Genomic DNA, 17122 nt, shown 5'->3' with positions numbered 1-17122 from the left:
GTTTCCTTCCTCACTCGGGGATCACTTGGTGTCGCGGTCGGGGCGCGGGAAGAGTCCGTACTGCTTCCACACGCGCTTGGGGTTGGGAAAGAGCGCCCGCTGACCCTTGACGTGCGGCGGCTTGCCCCAGGCCAGCGGCGGCATGCCGGGCAGGTGGCGCAGCCCCGCCGAGGGCCGGGGCGCCGGGTCCGGCAGGCCCAGACGTTGCACGGCGCGGCGGTCGGGAACGCGTACCGGCGGCGGGGTCGGCAGGACCCCCTGGCGCCACCGGCGCTCGGGCGGCGCGGAGGGCGCCGATCGGCCCGGTGGCCGATCCGGTCGGGGAAAGAGGACCTGCTGTCCGGTCCTGGGCGAGCCGGGCATGTGGCCCACCTCCAGTTCGCGGCGCACCGCTGCGGGCGGTGCCGGGCGCGGTGGCGGGATCGGAGGCAGGGCGCGCTGCCCGGGTAGGGCGAGCGGTCCTCGGGCACGGCCTCCCGGCCACGGCGGGCCACCGGAGGAGCCGGGCCAAGCACCGGTGGGGCCGGGTAGAGGACCGCCAGCGGGACCGAAGCCGTGCGGGCCGTAGCCGGGGTGGCCCCCACCTGCGGGTGGGTGACCTGCGCCGCCGGGGCCGGGCAGGGCTCCGCCGGGTGCGGCGGGCACGGCTCCGGCCGGGTAGCGGGGCGGGTGGTAGGGCCGGTACCACCACGCCTGAAGTTGTGGCTGCTGCATTCCAGCGGCGGGTTTGGGCGTGTAGCGGGGCAGCTTGCGGCCGGGTGTGCGCGGTGAGAAGAACTGCCACTTCAGCGACGACGCCGGAGCGGACGGCAGGCGCATGCTGCTGACCGAGCGAAACGCCATCATCCACGCGATGTTCTTCAAGATCGCGGCGATAGGCGAGGTGCCCGGGTTGGGCTGCCAGACCAGCTTCATCACCCAGGAGCCGATCCGGATCTGCACGTACAGCAGGACCAGGAGCAGCATGATGTTCATCAGCCAACCCGCGTCACCCGCGTCGGCGTCGCTGGGCGCGGCGAGCACACTACTGGCCAGCACCACGGTCGTTTCGGGCCCGATCCCGGTGTCCAGAACCAGACCGGGATCCGGCTCCGGCGCAGCGGCGGTCTGGCGCAGCGATCCGAAGATCGTCATCTGCCCCTCGAAGAACAGCCTGGCCATGGCGATGAACACGATCGACTGGGCGATCGGGATCGCGCACAGGCCCGCCATGGACTTCCACCACAGCTCCGCGATCCGGTTGGTCTGCGGCAGGGCGTGGAAGATCAGCAGCAGCGGCGCGGCGATGGTCAACACGATGGCCATGCAGATGCGCACCGCCTCGGTGACCATCCACACCACCAGCAGCACCACCACGACCACCAGGAGCAGGATGGTGAAGACCAGCGCCTCCTCCAGGATCACCTCCATGCGGTCGCGCAGGTTCTCCGCGGCCTCGTGTGCGTCGATGCCGCGGGCCCCGATGGCCGCGGAGATCTGGTTGGAGGCCCGGATCATCTCCCGGGCCGCCCACAGCGAGAAGTTCGAGGCCACGAAGGCGAACACCGCCCGGGGCAGGATGTCGGCGGCCGAGTAGCGGCTCTGCACCGTCTGGTAACCCATGGCCACGATCCCGCCCGCCACGATGAGCAGTACGAAGAGCGTGTTGCTGGTGGCCAGGATGCCGCCGTGCAGGGCCTGCATGCCCTCGGTCGGCTCCGGGGTGTGGAAGGCCTTCTCGGCCAGCCACCCCAGGGCCGGGTTCAGACCACTGACGACGAAGTCAGCGAACCAGTTCGACACGTGACAGCCCGGATCGACCAGGCCGCAGTCGAAGACGTCCTCGTCGGCGTCCACCTCCACCGGCACCTCGGACGGCTCCCGCAGCGGCGGCTCGTCCTCACGCTCATCCTGCGGGGGTGGGAGCGGGTCGTCGGTGATCTCCGGTTCCGGAGCCGGTACCTCCTCCGGCTCTGGCTCGGGTTCGGGTTGGGCCCCGGGGTCTTCGGGTTCCGGGAGCGGATCGTCGGAAGGGGTCGGTTCCGGGCTGGCCGGACCCCGTCCCCACGGGGCGGGGCTCACTCGCTGGCCCCGCCCACGCTGACGATCCACTCCACGATGTCCATGAGCACCGTGGCCAGGATCGCGATGCCGTAGCCGACCGCCGTTCCGGTCAGGGCGCGCTTGGCGCCGTCGATGGCGCCGACCTCACCGTTGGCGGCCAGCCACCGCACCGCCGCGATCGTCAAGAACAACGTTCCCAACGCTGACGCGAGGGCGATGATGACCATGCGGATGCGGTTCACGACCTGGCGCAGCTCGGTGGTCTCCTCCTCAGCCGACTCCGCGGTGGCCTCGGCCGCCCACACCCACGCCGCGTCGTCGCCCGCCACCACCCACCACACGGCCGCCCCGGCGGCGGCAAAGAGCACTACCGCCCACCGAACCACGTGCTGTCCCGCCCCTGAAGCTGCTGTCACCTGTTCCCCCTCGACGTCCTCGGCTCCCGGCCGGGCACCGGACACCCGGTGCTGTGCGCCGGGGCCCAGTGCCCGTATCTGGTCCCCTAAGAAGCCACCGGCAGAGGCGAATGCGACAACGACTTCCCAGGAGTCGGCACAGCCGTCAACAGCCGCAGAGCCGCACGCTCGCGCACGTGCGGAACTTCGAGACGGACGAGGGCGTCAGCGACCACCACCTCACCCGCGTGCACCGCCGCTACCAGCCGGGCTTCGGCACGCTCACGGCGCTTGGCCAACGTCTTGTAGGGCACCTCGGCCTGCTCCGCGACCTCGGCCAAAGGGACGTTCTCCAACCTGGTCCGGGCGATCAAGCACGCCTCCGCCCGCGAGAGGACGCCCACCCGCACCGCGGACACCAGCAACAGGTCCGGACTGGCCTGAACCCCCGAATCGAGGTCCTCCTGGCGCCCCGAGTCCTCGGTTGGGATCGGCGCCTGCCGCTCGTGCCTGCGCGCCGAGAGCGCGACGCGGTGCGCGGGCCGGGTCAGGTACCACACCAGCCGGGCGTAGTTCAGGTTGATGGTGCGGACCCGGTGGACCACCTCGCACACGATCGCGGACTCCACCACGTCCACCCCGTCCGCGCTCAGACCCCGGCAAGCCCTCCCAGCCGTGGACCGCAGAACGGGCAGGCACAGCCCGAGCGCTCCGACCATCCAGTCCTGGGACAGGCGGGCGGCGCGGATGGTGTGCCGCCAGACCGCGTCGCGCACCTCGTGCGGAGTGCCCTCATCCATCAGGACATCGCGCAGCTCGTACAGGGAGTAGATGCGGTTCTGGAGCCAGGGGTGGACGTCGGTCCCCCGCAGGGTCAGGTGGGTGGGTGACAGGCGGACGAAGCCGGTTTCGACGACTGCCAGCGGTGACGGTGCAAAAACCACGGATGCCCCCTCGGATACGAGCGAGAAATGACATCCGCATGGAACACGGTGGTGTTCTCAGGCAGGGTTCACAACGGGTTCACCGCGCATTCGGGAACCACTCAGCGGGCGCTCAATTCGTGGTCACGAGGGTAAAGAATCAGTCAAGGGGGCGCGAGCCACGCACTCGCGAGGCCCTCGCAGCACCAGCGGTGAACCTCATATGAACCCGCCCCCACCTGCACACATGGCAGAGTGAGCAAGCAGTGAGCACCATGTCAGGGCCGCACTCGCCAGCAGGATGACCAGAGGGGAAGAATTTTTTCAGGACACGCTCGACCGCAGAACTCGGCCGGGGCCACTCTCAAAACGGAGGGCAGTTGAGTACGCTTCTTCCCACCCCATGCATGGCTTACCATAAAGCCAGTACTTAATTTCAGGATTTGGGTGCTTCCCAATAGTTACTGAGCATTTCTCCAGGCCAACGGGGCTGACTCACCTCACCCCTGGGGCCGAACTCGACAAACCATGGTGCGATGTCGAGAACGGGAGTACCGTCCACAGCGTCCAGGTCCTCCACGTGCAGATCCTGGCCCTCGACCCGGAGCAGCCGCGGATGGGAGACAGCGATCCGCGCAGGGCGCCGGTGGTTGCGGTGCACGAACGTTCCAGTCTCCGGCCAGGCCGCGTTCCCTCGGGGGTGCCGCGATCCGAGGTGGATGTCGGCTTCCGACCCTCGGCTGAAATGCCAGACGACCTCGATGTGGGAGAACTCTTCCAACCCCTGGAGGGTGCTTACCGGCAGGTCTTCGTTGAGCCGGATGATCGACCGCACCCCTCCCCAGTAGTCGTCAGCAACTTCGCTGCGCTCGCCGACGACGGTCGCGATAGGGGTGAGCGTGATCTCCACGAGCGGTCCTCCGGGACTGAGGGGAAGAGCCGGATCAGGTTACACGTAGGATCTCAGCGGCCCTGTTGTCGACTTCGCGTACCGCTTGGATCCCGCGCCCACGCACGGTGCCGAGTACCGTGCGCATCGTCTGCACGGTGTTCTTGGCCCGTCCCGACCGCACTCCCTCCATCGTGTCCAGCGCCTGTGTCCACGTGGAGCAGGCCGCTTCGATCTCCCCACGGGCCGCTTGGATCTCACCGAGGTAGCCAAGGGTCACGGCGTGGGTTCGGGAGAACTCGGCGGGGCGCAGCCGCACACTGCGCTTGAACTCGCGCTCCGCAGAACCGAGGTCGCCCATCGTGTAGAGGGTACGGGCGGTTTCGTGCGCGAGACTGGCCTGGGCGAAGAACCAGATGCGGCCCGGTTCGTCCTGCCCTTCCGTGGCGTCCGACAGGTCGTCCTCGGCTTGAAGGAGGGCACGCGCTGATGCCTTGTGGTCACCCACGCAGGCGAGGCTGCGGGCGTGCACCACACCGAGGAGAGCCCGCTCGCGAGGGCCAGCGGCACGGTAGCAGGCGCCGTCCATGGAGGCGGCTGTCAGACTCGCGGCCTGCGGGAAGTGCCCGAGGTCCATGGCCTGGTGTGCCAGTGCCCGCAGTACGTGACCGGCCAGGGCCCGGTCCCCGGCCTCGGCGGCGAGCTTGACCGAAAGCTGCAAGAAACGCTGCGCCGTGCCGTGTCGGTTGGCGTCGAAGGAGGACCAACCGAGGACGTACACCAGTTCGCTGGCGGCGGTGTACAACTCGCTGCGAATCCGTTCGGGTGCCTGCTTGCGCAGAGCCGGGAGGACCTCTTCGGTCAGGAACACGCTGGCGGTCGAAGCCCCGTAGCCTCCGCCGCGCTGCTGGTCCAGGCGTTGAAAGAGGCGGGTCGCGTCCCGGATCGCCTCAACGTCTCCTTGCGTGACTGTTCCACGGCTGAGCGGACGGGATCGGGCACGATCCACGCTCTCACTCCACCAGGAGGACCCCGGCAGAGCAAGCCCGGTGACTGAGTACACGGCAGTGCCGATGAATTGCCTTCTGTGCACGTCGCTCCCAAGCTCGGCCAGCGCGGCCAGGGTATCCGCCTCCCAAGGGTTCTGGACAGACGGAGCGGAGGAACGAGCCAGCCCGATCTCCTCCAGACGCAGGGGACGCAGCAGCCCTCGGGAGAGCGTCTCGCACAACACGTCTGGAGCGTGTCCCTGTGGCTGCGTGCCCGTGACCCACATGGAGACGGTGGAACGGCCCACACTCAGCAGGTCAGAGTGCCCCATCTCCTTGGCTACCCGAACGAATCGGGCGGCGACTTGTTGCTGTGACCACCCGAGCTCAGCGATCACAGCCTTCAGTTTCAGGTTGGGGCCGCGCATTCCGCACTCCGAAATACCTTTGGCAGCTTTGGCAGGGTCCGTGGCCACGCACCCGTACCGATGAGGGCGTGGAGATGGTTGTCTCACCGTAACGGCCCATGTCGCTGGCGTGCGGAGATTTTTGCAGACCTCTGTGGCCAGTACCGGTCGCACCCTTTCGTCTGGCTGCACGAGGAGTGAAGCGGAAGGCCTCGCTCCGATCTCTCGTGGAGGGATGCGCGTCGCGGACATCCACAACAGAAAACGCCCTGGTGCCGGGTAACGGCGGCTCCAGGGCGTGACGCCCCACCTGACCTGAAATGACCTGAGGTGAGACATGCAGGAGCATACCGACGCCACAGCACACGGGACCAGTACGCGCTGGTTTGAGACGGCCCCTCCTTGTAGGAAAGCCCGCCGTAACCCTCACACCGTGTATGGCCTCGACATTCCGACCGCACGCCTGAGGCTCCATGCGGAGTCGATGCCCAGCACCGCGAGGGGGTGCTGATGCTCGCCCTCACACACGACCAGGCTCTCGTCTGGAGGGGTCGGGCCAGCTTTCCCGGGACCGCCGTCTCCGTCAAAGCTGCTCGTGCCTGGTTGGACGAGCGGTTCACCGACCAGGGCATAAAACCACCCGAGGACATCACCCTCGTGCTTTCCGAGCTGGCGACCAACGCCATCGAGCACACCCGCAGCGGAACCGCTGACGGACAGTTCGCGGTCAGGGCCCTCATCTACATTGACCGGATTCGCATCGAAGTCCGGGACGGCGGCCCCTTCGAGAACACACACCCTCTCCACCCCGCCAGCCCCGGGCTGTTGGACGAGCACGGCCGCGGCCTGCTCTTGGTCGACGCGCTCGCCTCCTCGTGGGGGCGCCTGGCCACCGGGCGCGGCGTTTTCGCGGAGCTGCTCCGATGACGGCGCCCCAGCCGCCCTGAGCTGGTCCGGCGATGACGCACCCCACCGTCCGGTCAGGGGTTTCCGCGCCGCACCCACCCGGGCCCCAGGAAACCAGACACCTCGGGTCCGGGCCCCACACCACAACGCCGCCCCACCCAGGGCACAGGGCAGCTTCCCCGGTGACATACCACCGGATACGCGGGGCATCGGAGCCGGGAAGCCGGTGCCCCCGCCTCATCCCGAGACCTCGAAAGAGCATGAAGTTGTCCATCCCACCACAGCGCACGAACCCATGAAGAACAGGTCGTCACGCCCTCCGCGCCGCCCCGGCACCTCCGACCGGCCCCACCAGATTCGTACCGCCTTCGAAGAGGTCCGATGGCAGGCCGCGCAGCGAGGACTCGTCCTGACCCGCGAACGGCGCATGCTCGGGGCGGTATACACCCTCACCTCGCTCGACACAGACACCACGATTCTCTACGACCTCGGGGAGGTCCGCGCCTTCCTCGAGCGGTCCTCATGACCGCGTGCGGTGAGGGCCCCGTGGCCCTCCCCGCGACCGCGGCCACAACGTCTACGCCCCTCCATGATCAGGAACAAGGAGACCTGTGCCCGCATCCGCGCCCCACGACCTGACCGTGATCCGAACCCGGGCGGACCCGCTGGCCGAGACCGCCCATCTGACCCGCGTCACTCACGACGTAGCACGCCACCTCACCATCGCGGAGCTGGTGCGCCTGGCCTTGGACGGGAAACGCGGGCGAACCCCTGGCGGTGCGCGCCCTCATCGACCCCACCGGACACCAACGGAAAGCCCCTCATGCCCGACTACAGCTACCTCCTCGACGGCCGCCCCGACGTCCTCACACCCAGCGAAGTCGCCCAACTCTTCAACATCCGACCCCGCAGCCTCCACCGAGGCCAATGGGACAACGTCCTCAAACCCTTCCGCACCCCCGGCGGAGCACGCCGCTACCCCAAAGAACACATCGCCACCCTCCTCAACCAACCGGACGAACCCGCCCCCACCCCGTAGAGCCGCCACGAGCCGGTCCGCGCATCCTCGTGGGGAGCCCGGATCAGGTACGACAAAGCCGACGAGCCACTGCCGGAGGTGACCGTCCACGAGGCGGCCGTGGTGTACCCGCACACGCCTCGGGCTCAGAGACGGAGCAGTCTTCCGCTGGAAGGCGGCATAACCAACTGCGCCCCCGGCTTCCACCGAATCACCGCTCCACACAAACAGCGCGCAACCGTCCGCACAGCCCGGATTTATTCCCAGGCAGGAATATCCGGCCAGAGATTGACCGGGCCCGAGCACCTCTCTACTGTAAATTCCGTTTCGACCCTTTCGGAAAGGGCCATGCCATGAAGTTCGAGAAGCTCTCCGGCGACTGCAACCGGGATGACTGCCCGGGAATCTACTCCACCGACAACGGGACCGTCGTCGTGCAGGGCGCGCTCCTGACCGACACCACCGGCCTCACCCCCTCCCCCGGAGAGGCCGCGGTCGAGATCCCCACACACCTGATCGAGGAGGCCGCCCGTGCACTTGGAAGGTGACGCCTGGCGGGAGTTCTTCGACTCCTTCCAACACGAGGCATTCCGCCTGGAGACCCTGCCCAGCTACACCGTGCCCGAGGAGGAAGAGGAACTGCGCCAGTTCCTGGCCGGGCAGACCCGCCCAGCCGAGGAACTGCACACCGACAGCTACCTGCTCCGCGTGCGCAACCACATCGAGTCCGGGCGCCGGATCCGACGGGTCCACACCCTGACCAGCCCTGTCGGCGACCACCTGCGGTTCCAGTTCGAGTGGGGATACGCCTTCAGCGTCCAGGCCGGCGAAGAGGTCAACATCCTCGACTTCGCCACCACCCCCGACCCCGGCCTGCCCCGCCAGGACTTCTGGCTCTTCGACGACACCCATGTGGTGCTCATGCACTACGCTGCCGACGGAACCCAGAGAGGCCGGGAACTCCTGGAGGGGGCCGACCCCGCCCCCTACGTCGCCTACAAGAACCTGGCCCTGGAGCACGCCGTCCCCTTCACCGAGTACTACAAGGCCAACTGATTGACGCTTGAGCCCGACCATGCCCAACAGCCGCGCAGCGAGCTGGCGGAGGCCCTTCGCAGCCTCCGCCGCGCCTCGGGGCTGACCGGCGCGCGGCTCGCCATCCGCAGTGGGATGAGCCAGGCCAAGGTCAGCAAGATCGAGAACGGCCGAGTGCTGCCCTCCGCGCTGGACGTCGAGCGCATCCTGCGTGCGCTCGACGTCCCGCCCGGGGAGGAGGAGACGGCGCGCCTGCTGGAGCTGGCCCGTGTGGCCAACATCGACTACCAGGGGTTTCGTACCGCGCTCCAGCGCGGACTCGGGGAGACGCAGCGGGACCTGGCCGCGATCGAGGCCTCGGCGTCCACCATCCGCTTCTTCCTGCCCTGCATGATCACCGGGCTTTTGCAGACCCCGGACTACGCGCGCCAGACCCTGTCGCACACGCTGGTGAACCGCGGTGCGAGCTGGGAGACGGCGCTCGCTCGGCGCCTGGAGCGCCAGACGGTGCTCTACGACGAGGGCAAGCGCTTCGTGTTCGTCCTGACCGAGGCCGCGCTGCGCTGGCCGCTGTGCCGCCCGGAGGCGATGGCGGTGCAGATGGACCGGATCGCCTCGCTCAGCGAGCTGCCCAGCGTGGACATCCGCATCGTGCCCGCCGATCCCCCTGTGCCCAGCGGCCCCCTCAACGGGTTCACTGTCTACGACGACCGCCTGGTGACCGTCGAGGTGTTCACGGGCAAGCTCGCCCTGCGCGACCCGAAGGATATCTCCTACAGCATGGAGATATTCGCCTTCTTCCACGAACACGCGCTCGAAGGCGAAAACACCAGGTCATTCCTGCGCGACCTCGCCCAGGAATACCGCAACCGGGCATAACCGGCACCGCGGGGAACGAATTTATTCCCTGGCGGGAAACTCCTTCACCTGTCTTGTGCGGGTCCCTAATCTGAGCTGTGCTCACAGGCCCCCATGAGAAAGGAAAGACCTGTGCAGAACACGCAGGACAACCCCGGCCCGGAATCTCCCTTCGCCCTCGACATTCGACTGATCGAGAACAGCGACTCCCTGGCCCAGCTGATCAACCTCACCGACGACGGCTGCGGCTCCAGCTGTCCCAACGCCTGCACCACGAGCGCCTCGGCCTGAACGACGCTTTCCCGGCTACGCCGGATCCTTGGTCCGTTCATCGCCACCAGCACCCACAGGAGAGCCCGTGCACCTGACCGAGCCCGTCAACACCGAACCGCCCGAGCCGCTGACCCTGGACCTTCGCCTCATCGCATCGGTCCCCTCCACACAGCCGTTTCCCGCCAGTGACGACGGCTGCGGCTCCAGCTGTCCGGACGCGTGCGTCAGTACCCCGAATTGATTCGCACGGTCGGCACCGGCCTGGAACCGGTGCCGACCAGCACTCCTAGGGAGGAGGGGATATGGCTTCCGGCGAGGAGCAGCACGTGGGTTGGCGTGTGGTCGGCCGACCGCTGGTGCGGGCGAGCCTGCTCGACGACCTACCGACGAACGGTGTACCGGATCTGAGCGGCAGTGACCCGCGCCCGTGGCTGGAATGGCTGCGCCGCGTGCGGAAGCACCCGGGTCTGGCCGAGGCGATCCGGCACGCCTCGCCTGACCTGGCGGTCGGTATGGAGGCTCTGCTCGTCCAGGATCCGGCCGCGGCGAGGGTACGCCGGGCCCGGAAGGTAACCGCTGCCGTTCTGCGCTACGTGCTGCGGGCCCACAGCCGCGCTACTCCCTTCGGGTTGTTCGCCGGCGCGACCGCCGCGACCTTCACTGAACGCTCACGAGTGGCGTGGGGTGGCGCTCACCAAAAGGTGGCCTCCCCTGGCGGGGTATGGGTAGCCGAGGTCGTCGGCACGTTGGAGGCCCTGCCTGCGGTGCGTGAGTACCTGCTGGTGGTGGTCAACAACACCGTGGTCGAAGAGCGTGGGCACCTCGTCGTGCCCCAGTACGCGCGCCCCGACCCGGGTACGCCCGGGTCGGACACGGAGCAGGTTGAGATCCGCATCAGCAGCGCCGTACGCCTGGTCCTGGAATCAGCACATCAACCCGTGCCGTGGTCGACGCTCCGGGCCAAGCTGGCCGCTGAGTATCCCGATGAACCTTCCGTGAGCACTGACGCCATGCTCGCCCGGCTGGTCCAGGTGCGGGCACTGCTCACCTCTCTGGCTCCGGCGTCCAGCGCGACCGACCCCCTTGCTTGCCTCGTCTCTTCCCTCGCTCAGAGCAACAGCTGCGCTCTGCCCGAAGTCCGGCCGCTGGTGTCGCTTCTCAATGGGGCGCGCACGGCGGTGGAGGAGCACAACCGCGGTGACGGTCCCTGCGCGCGGAAGGAGGCCGAGGAGGCGGTCGCGCGCGTGTCCTGGCTCCAACCATTGGGGGTGGACGTGCGAGTGGACGCCGACCTAGCTCTGCCCATGGCGGTGACGCGCGCGGCGGAGCAGGCCGCGTACATGTTGACCGTCCTGTCCCCTCACCCGGACGGGCTGCCTGCGTGGCGCACGTACCGGGAACGGTTCGCCGACCGGTACGGCGACGCGCTCGTGCCCATCCGCGAGGTCGTGCACCCCCAGACCGGGCTGGGCTTCCCCGTCGGGTACGCCACCGGCGACGTCGAAGGCCGCGCCGAGCCCCTCACCAGCCGCGACCGTTGGCTGCTGGAGCAGGCCCAAACCGCCGCCCTGGACGGTCGGTGGGAGATCAGCGCAGACGCGTTCCTGGATGAGCTGGCCAGTCGGCAGTCTGCGCCGCCTCCTGGGCACACGGAACTGAACCTGCGCGTGGAGTCGCCCTCACGAGCCGCGCTGGACAGCGGCCGGTTCCGCGTCGCGGTGCTGGGCGCCTCCCGCAGCGCGGCCACCATGGCGGGCCGCTTCACCGCTCTGGCCGGTGTCCGGGACGACCTGCGCGAAGCCGTCTCGCGCACCACCTCCGCCGGGGCGGTGCCGGTGCAGTTGTCGTTCCCGGCGCTGCGGGCCCGCAGCGCCCATCTGCTCCGCTCGGGGAGGCTTCTCGATCACCTGGTCAGCGTGGGTGAGTACCCCGGTCCGGGGCCTGGACAGCTGGGTGTGGACGATCTCGCGGTCGGGTGCGGTGACGACGGTCTCTTCCTGTTCTCACGCGCCCTGGCGTGCAGGGTTGAGCCTGTCGTGCCGCACGCGCTGAACCTGCGTTACGCCCCGCCGCTGGCACGGTTCCTGGCCGAAATCCCCCGCTCCGGACGCGCGGTGGTTACCGGGTTCGACTGGGGCGCGGCCTCCTCGCTGCCGTTCCTGCCCCGTGTGCGCTCGGGCAACGTGGTCCTGGCCAACGCCCGCTGGCGTGTCAGGGCCGCCGACCTTCCCCCGCGTACCGCGTCGTGGCCGCGGTGGCGGCGAGAGTGGGTGGTCTGGGCTGAGCGCCGCAACCTGCCCGGCGTGGTGGACCTGGGCAAGGGCGACCAGCGGCTGCGCCTGGACCTTGCCGAACCGGCGCACCTGTTCCTGCTGCGTGCCCAGGTGGACAAGGAAGGCGGCACGGTTCTCACCGAAGCGCCTGACCCGTGCTCGTCCGGATGGTGCGAGGGGCGGCCGACCGAGGTTCTCGTTCAGCTCTGCCGGAAGGAGGCCGCGTGAACACCACGACCGCCGAAGCGACGGAGATAGCGGGACTGGTGGCCGACCGCCTGGCCACACCCGAACAGGGCCGTGCGCTAGCCGGAGAGCGGTGGTGGCCCCAGTCGCTGGCGCATGGCGCGGCCGGGTTGGCGCTGTTGCACATCGAACGCGCCCGCACCGGTCACGGATCGTGGGACCGTGTCCGGCGGTGGCTGGAGTGTGCGGTCGTCGAGGGCGTGGACTCCTCTCCCAGCGCGCATTTGTACTACGGCGCGCCTGCGATGATGTTCGTCCTGCACCGGGCGGCGACGGTCCACCCGGGGTATGAGGGTGAGCTCGCCCGGCTGGACAGGGCCGTGGAACGGATCGTGCTCTCCCGATTGGAGTGGGCGCACGCGCGGATGGACGCCGGTGGGCTTCCGCTGCTCTCGGAGTTCGACACCATTCGAGGCCTGACCGGGCTGGGCGCCCTGCTCCTGGCCCGCGACCCGCAAGGTCCGCTCCTCCTGGACCTGCTGGCCTATCTGGTGCGGTTGACCGAGCCGGTCATCGTCCACGGCCGTACGCTCCCCGGCTGGTGGAGTCCGGTCGGCCCAGGAGGAAGGGTCGACGCCGCTTTCCCTGGCGGACACGCCAACACCGGCATGGCCCACGGCATCACCGGTCCCCTGACTCTCCTGGCAGCCGCTCTGCGGCGCGGAATCGAGGCGGACGGACACGTGGAAGCCATCGAGCGCATCCTGGCCTGGCTTGATGCATGGCAACGGTCGTCTCCGGCCGGGGCGTGGTGGCCGTACTGGGTCACCCGCGCACAGCTCGACGGGACCCGCAGCCTGGTCGGCCCGCAAAGACCTTCGTGGTGCTACGGCGCCGCCGGTGTGGCCCGCGCGCAGCTGCTCGCGGCTGATGCCCTGGGAGACCAGCGGCGCTACGCCGCCGCGCAGAGCACCCTTGCCCGCGTCTTCACCGAGGAGCCCATGGAGCTGGGCTCTTCGCTGTGCCATGGCCGCTCCGGTCTGGCGGTGCTCGCCCACGCCACCGCGCTGGGCAACGCCCCGGGGCTGTGCGCCGCGCTCTCGGACAGCGATACCGCCGCGGTGGCGAACGGCCTGCTCGCCGGAACCGGAATCGGCCTGTTGGAGGGGGCCGCCGGTATCGCCACCGCCTTGCACACGCTGCACACCCCCTCACCCGACATGGGTTGGGCGGTCTTTCTCCTTCTCGACCACCAGGAGCACCACGCTGATGGGTAACGAGCAGCCGCAGATCCTCGTCCAGTGGGCCGACTGGACCGCCGCCGAAGACCTGGTCGTTCACAGCCTGAGCCCGATCCTCGAACAGGCACGCCGGGAAGGGCTCGTGCCGACGTGGTGGTTCGTTCGCAAGAGGCCCCACTGGCGGCTGCGCTACACCGGAGGCTGCCCGGCCCGGCAGTTCCTTGACACCGAACTGGAGCGCCTACACCGTGAGGGAGCCGTGGCCCGGTGGGTGCACGGCATACACGAGCCCGAGACCGGGGCTTTCGGCGGATCGGCGGGGATGGCGTTGGCCCACGCCGTGTTCTGCAAGGACAGCCGACACCTCCTCGCCTACCTGGGGCGCCGCAGCGCGACGTCCGGCACGGAGCTCGGCCGTCGTGAACTCGCCCTCCTCCTGGGGAGCGCCTTCCTACGCGGTGCACGGCTGGACTGGTTCGAGCAGGCCGACGTCTGGGCCAAGGTCACCGCCCTGCGCGCCCTCCCCCAGCCCTTCAGCGTGGAGGAGAAACTGGTCTCCTCGGCGCGCACCCTCATGACTCTCAACCCGCGTCCTCTTGCCGTTTCGGGGCCGCTGCGCCACACCAGCGACTGGGCGCAGGTGTTCACCGCGGCCGGAGCCACCCTGGCCGACCTCGCCACCCAGGGCAGGTTGAGCCGGGGCCTGCGCACGGTGTGCGCCCACCATCTGATCTTCGCCTTCAACCGGTGGGGCCTGCCCTACCGGGACCAGCACATCCTGTCCACCACCGCCAGAAAGGCCGCCATGACCGACACCACCCACCGCGCCACACCCGAGTCCGCCCAGGTCCTACGCGAGGAACTCATCCGGCAGCTACGGGAGAACGGTGTCCTCACCACCCCGGCGGTGGAGGAAGCGTTCCGCGCGGTGCCGCGCCACGCCTTCGTCCCCAACGCCACCCTGGAGGAGGCCTACACCAACGCCCCCGTGCACATCAAGCACGACGACAACGGCGTCTCCATCAGCTGCGGCTCCCAGCCCGGAGTCGTCGCGACCATGCTGGAACAGGCCGCCCTGGGACCGGGTATGCGCGTACTGGAGCTGGGCGCGGGCACTGGGTACAACGCGGCTCTCATCGGTCGCCTGGTCGGGCCGGCCGGGTCGGTCACCACCATCGACGTCGACCAGGACCTTGTCGAGGGCGCGCGTGCCCGGTTGAAGGAGAACGGCGCCGCCAATGTCACCGTGGTTCTGGGCGACGGCGCGCTCGGTCATCCGAACGGCGCGCCGTTCGACCGGATCATCGCCACGGTGGGCTGTCACGACGTGCCCCGCGCCTGGGTGGACCAGCTCGCCCCTGGTGGCAGGCTCATCGCTCCGGTGCGCATCGCCGGAGACGTCTCCCGCTCCATCGTCTTCGAAGCTCGCGGCGACCACTGGGTATCCGTGGACAGTCAGCTGTGCACGTTCATGCCCCTGCGTGGCGGAGGCGTGGGTGACGACCCGCGCCGCATCCTGGCCCTGGACTCCGACGGGACGGTCCTGCTCCAGACCAACCAGGACCAGAGCATCGCACCCGAGCAGGTGGACCATGTGCTCGCCGAGCCCTGCACCACCACCTGGACGGGGGTGGACTTTGGCAAGGGTCAGCCCCTGGACCCGATGTGGTTGTGGCTGGCCACCCGTCTGGACAACCGCGTCTCGCGTATGCCGGTGCAACCGCAAGCCGTGGCCAGCGGCCTGGTCTCGCCCGGTTTGCCTTGGGGTGACATGGCCAGCGTCCCCGCGGGCGAGCGGGGGCTGGCGTACCTGACGATGCGCCCGGTGCAAGGCCAGCCGGGGCGCCACGAGGTCGGTGTCATCGGCCATGCCCCGGCCGGGCAGAAGCTGGCCGAGCAGAAGCTGGCCGAGCAGATGGCCGAGCACATCCGGGCCTGGGAGCCCCACCGCGCCGAGGAACTCTCCTTCGCCCTGCACTACAGCCCCGTCCCGGAATCCTCCACCGCGACCCGACGGGTGCTGGCGCGGGCCCACTCCACCCTGGTGGTCTCCTGGGGAGAGCCAGCATGAGGTTCGCGCACTGGTTCCCGCTCATCCCTCGGCCGCGCCCGCCTGCGGACAGCCTGAACGCGCGCGTGGAACGCCTCGCCGCGGTGGGACGGACCGCGCATTCCGGTTCGGGTGAGGAGGCGCTGGCCGCCGCTGCGCAGGTCTACAACGGCGCGGCGCTGCTCGCCTCCGATGTCGGACTGCCCGAGCTGGCCCGCGACTGGTGCTGGGAGCACGCACACGCGTATCTGACGCATCTGCCGTTGAACGCCACCATGGCCCAACGCGCTCTGGAACCGGTGGTCAACCTGGCCCGGCTCCGTATCCGTGCGGGCGACGGCACAGAAGCCTTCGCGATGCTCACCTCCCTGCGCGAAGGGGTACGCATGGCCACAGCCACCGTGATCGACGACCACGAGCTCCCTCTGGACCGGATCGTCGCATCCGACGAGGACCGGGGGGAGTTACACCGCTGGCTGTGGACGGTCTACCTGGGAGACGGGATGCGCGCCCTGGTTACTGAAGGGCGGTGGCGAGAGGCTGCCGAGCACGCCCAGCGACACGGCGGGATCGGCGATCGCCTCTTCGACGGCCGTCAGGTCGCCATCATCGCCGCGCTCACCGGAGGAAGCCTTGGAACTGCGCTGGCCATAGCCGAGGGCAGCGAGGTCCGGGAACCGTGGGAGAGGGCCGTCCAGGCGGTCCTGGTCCTGTGGTGTCGCAAGGAATCCGCCGAGGTCACGACCGCCGACGCCGAAACGGCTATAGACCGTGTCCGTAACGTCGACAACGGCCGAGTCGTGTTCACAACACGGCTCGGGATCGTTGCGACGGATCTTCTCGGACGTTTCCAGGAGAATGCCTCCGAGCTCACTTCGCAACTGGTCGTCGCCATCGTCCGTGCACAGGACGGGTACGCGGCCCGGGACCTGCTCACCGCATGGGAAGGAAAGCTTTCATCTGAGCAGATGGACAGCTTGATCCCTGTGCTCGAGTCCTCCGGCCTTGACAGACGAACCCTCCCTGGGCCTCTGTTCCACGAGCTGCACACTGCGATCAGAGAAGCGGGCCGAAAAATCGAGAATCGCTCGGTTTTTACATGACAGGCGGTCCCTGTAGCTGAAAGGGGGTCTGGCTATGTCAACGCCCTGCTGTTCACCGGCTATTACCACAAGCAGGAGAATGCCACCTACTGTCTCGTGCCGGGTGTGTCCGAAAACACGGCTCCACTAAAGCCGGTTCATGCCAGTTGGCGGGTCAGGCCTGGCACCTGTTCAACGAAGATCCACCGACCGCATCCGGGGTTCGGACACAGGAACCGGCGGACCCGAAAGCGAAGGCGCCCCGGTGATCCGGCGGCGGGTAGGTCGGCGGGTGACGCCAGTAGGAGCCGTGCACCCGTTGCGACCACTGGGAGCAGCCCGGGCAGCAAGCACCCTCACCCGCGGTTCCCGCCTCGATGGACATCCCGTTCTCCGTGGTCTCCACGTTGGTGACCGTGATGTCAATGGCTTTAGGGAACAGTGCCCAAGCGCTCCAAGAGCAGGCCACATTCATGGGATTCAACCCTGCCGAGGGAACACGATCAGCGCGGAGGGTTTCTGGAAATCACTGATGATTGTTACTTTGTGCAACC

Annotated in this window: 16 protein-coding genes; 11 read left to right on the top strand and 5 right to left on the bottom strand. The window is 68.6% G+C overall.

All coding sequences use genetic code 11. The features are described from left to right. Window positions 1-21: 21 nt before the first annotated feature. The 5 genes from EV372_RS24240 to EV372_RS24215 form a co-directional block, all read right to left on the bottom strand. Window positions 22-1836, bottom strand: a complete 1815-nt coding sequence (locus EV372_RS24240) for a YML083C domain-containing protein (protein WP_130397918.1) — start codon at window positions 1834-1836, stop codon at window positions 22-24. A 221-nt stretch (window positions 1837-2057) separates the two neighbouring features. Then, complete coding sequence (locus tag EV372_RS24230) at window positions 2058-2459, bottom strand: hypothetical protein (RefSeq protein WP_486484404.1); 402 nt, start codon at window positions 2457-2459, stop codon at window positions 2058-2060. Window positions 2460-2545: 86 nt separating this feature from the next. Continuing rightward, window positions 2546-3382: a sigma-70 family RNA polymerase sigma factor gene (locus EV372_RS24225; protein WP_130397917.1), complete on the bottom strand. Its 837-nt coding sequence runs from the start codon at window positions 3380-3382 to the stop codon at window positions 2546-2548. A gap of 415 nt (window positions 3383-3797) precedes the next feature. Beyond that, window positions 3798-4271, bottom strand: coding sequence for an SAM-dependent methyltransferase (locus EV372_RS24220; RefSeq protein WP_130397916.1), 474 nt, complete (start codon window positions 4269-4271; stop codon window positions 3798-3800). Between the two features lie 34 nt (window positions 4272-4305). Then, on the bottom strand, window positions 4306-5637 hold the full coding sequence (locus EV372_RS24215) for an NsdA family TPR-like regulatory protein (protein ID WP_130397915.1): 1332 nt from the start codon (window positions 5635-5637) through the stop codon (window positions 4306-4308). 519 nt (window positions 5638-6156) lie between these two features. On the opposite strand from EV372_RS24215, the gene EV372_RS24210 reads away from it, so the two are divergent. From EV372_RS24210 to EV372_RS24160, 11 genes are all read left to right on the top strand, one after another. Beyond that, window positions 6157-6573, top strand: a complete 417-nt coding sequence (locus EV372_RS24210) for an ATP-binding protein (protein ID WP_130397914.1) — start codon at window positions 6157-6159, stop codon at window positions 6571-6573. 802 nt (window positions 6574-7375) lie between these two features. Then, the gene (locus EV372_RS24205; protein WP_130397913.1) at window positions 7376-7591 is read left to right on the top strand and encodes a helix-turn-helix domain-containing protein; all 216 of its coding nucleotides are present in this window, start codon (window positions 7376-7378) and stop codon (window positions 7589-7591) included. Between the two features lie 332 nt (window positions 7592-7923). Further along, window positions 7924-8118, top strand: coding sequence for a hypothetical protein (locus EV372_RS24200; RefSeq protein WP_047867932.1), 195 nt, complete (start codon window positions 7924-7926; stop codon window positions 8116-8118). Then, a complete protein-coding gene (locus tag EV372_RS24195) occupies window positions 8102-8626 on the top strand; it encodes a DUF6879 family protein (protein ID WP_130397912.1) in 525 nt (174 codons plus the stop codon). Before EV372_RS24200 ends, EV372_RS24195 begins: the two co-directional genes overlap by 17 nt. Then, on the top strand, window positions 8627-9484 hold the full coding sequence (locus tag EV372_RS24190) for a Scr1 family TA system antitoxin-like transcriptional regulator (protein ID WP_130397911.1): 858 nt from the start codon (window positions 8627-8629) through the stop codon (window positions 9482-9484). Window positions 9485-9595: 111 nt separating this feature from the next. Continuing rightward, window positions 9596-9754: an FxLD family lanthipeptide gene (locus tag EV372_RS24185; RefSeq protein WP_130397910.1), complete on the top strand. Its 159-nt coding sequence runs from the start codon at window positions 9596-9598 to the stop codon at window positions 9752-9754. A 67-nt stretch (window positions 9755-9821) separates the two neighbouring features. Beyond that, window positions 9822-9977, top strand: a complete 156-nt coding sequence (locus tag EV372_RS24180) for an FxLD family lanthipeptide (protein ID WP_165436030.1) — start codon at window positions 9822-9824, stop codon at window positions 9975-9977. Between the two features lie 61 nt (window positions 9978-10038). Continuing rightward, window positions 10039-12237, top strand: coding sequence for a lantibiotic dehydratase family protein (locus tag EV372_RS24175; protein ID WP_130397908.1), 2199 nt, complete (start codon window positions 10039-10041; stop codon window positions 12235-12237). Further along, entirely contained in the window at window positions 12234-13472 is a 1239-nt protein-coding gene (locus EV372_RS24170) for a lanthionine synthetase C family protein (RefSeq protein ID WP_486484045.1), read from the top strand. Before EV372_RS24175 ends, EV372_RS24170 begins: the two co-directional genes overlap by 4 nt. After that, complete coding sequence (gene fxlM / locus EV372_RS24165) at window positions 13465-15507, top strand: methyltransferase, FxLD system (protein ID WP_130397906.1); 2043 nt, start codon at window positions 13465-13467, stop codon at window positions 15505-15507. The genes EV372_RS24170 and fxlM overlap by 8 nt, the downstream gene beginning before the upstream one ends. Continuing rightward, window positions 15504-16589, top strand: coding sequence for a hypothetical protein (locus EV372_RS24160; protein ID WP_130397905.1), 1086 nt, complete (start codon window positions 15504-15506; stop codon window positions 16587-16589). The genes fxlM and EV372_RS24160 overlap by 4 nt, the downstream gene beginning before the upstream one ends. Window positions 16590-17122: the final 533 nt, after the last annotated feature.

Source organism: Nocardiopsis sp. CNZ308 (genome assembly GCF_004217075.1).
The sequence above is the reverse complement of the archived record's forward strand: the minus strand, read 5'-3'. Positions and strand labels throughout refer to the sequence as shown.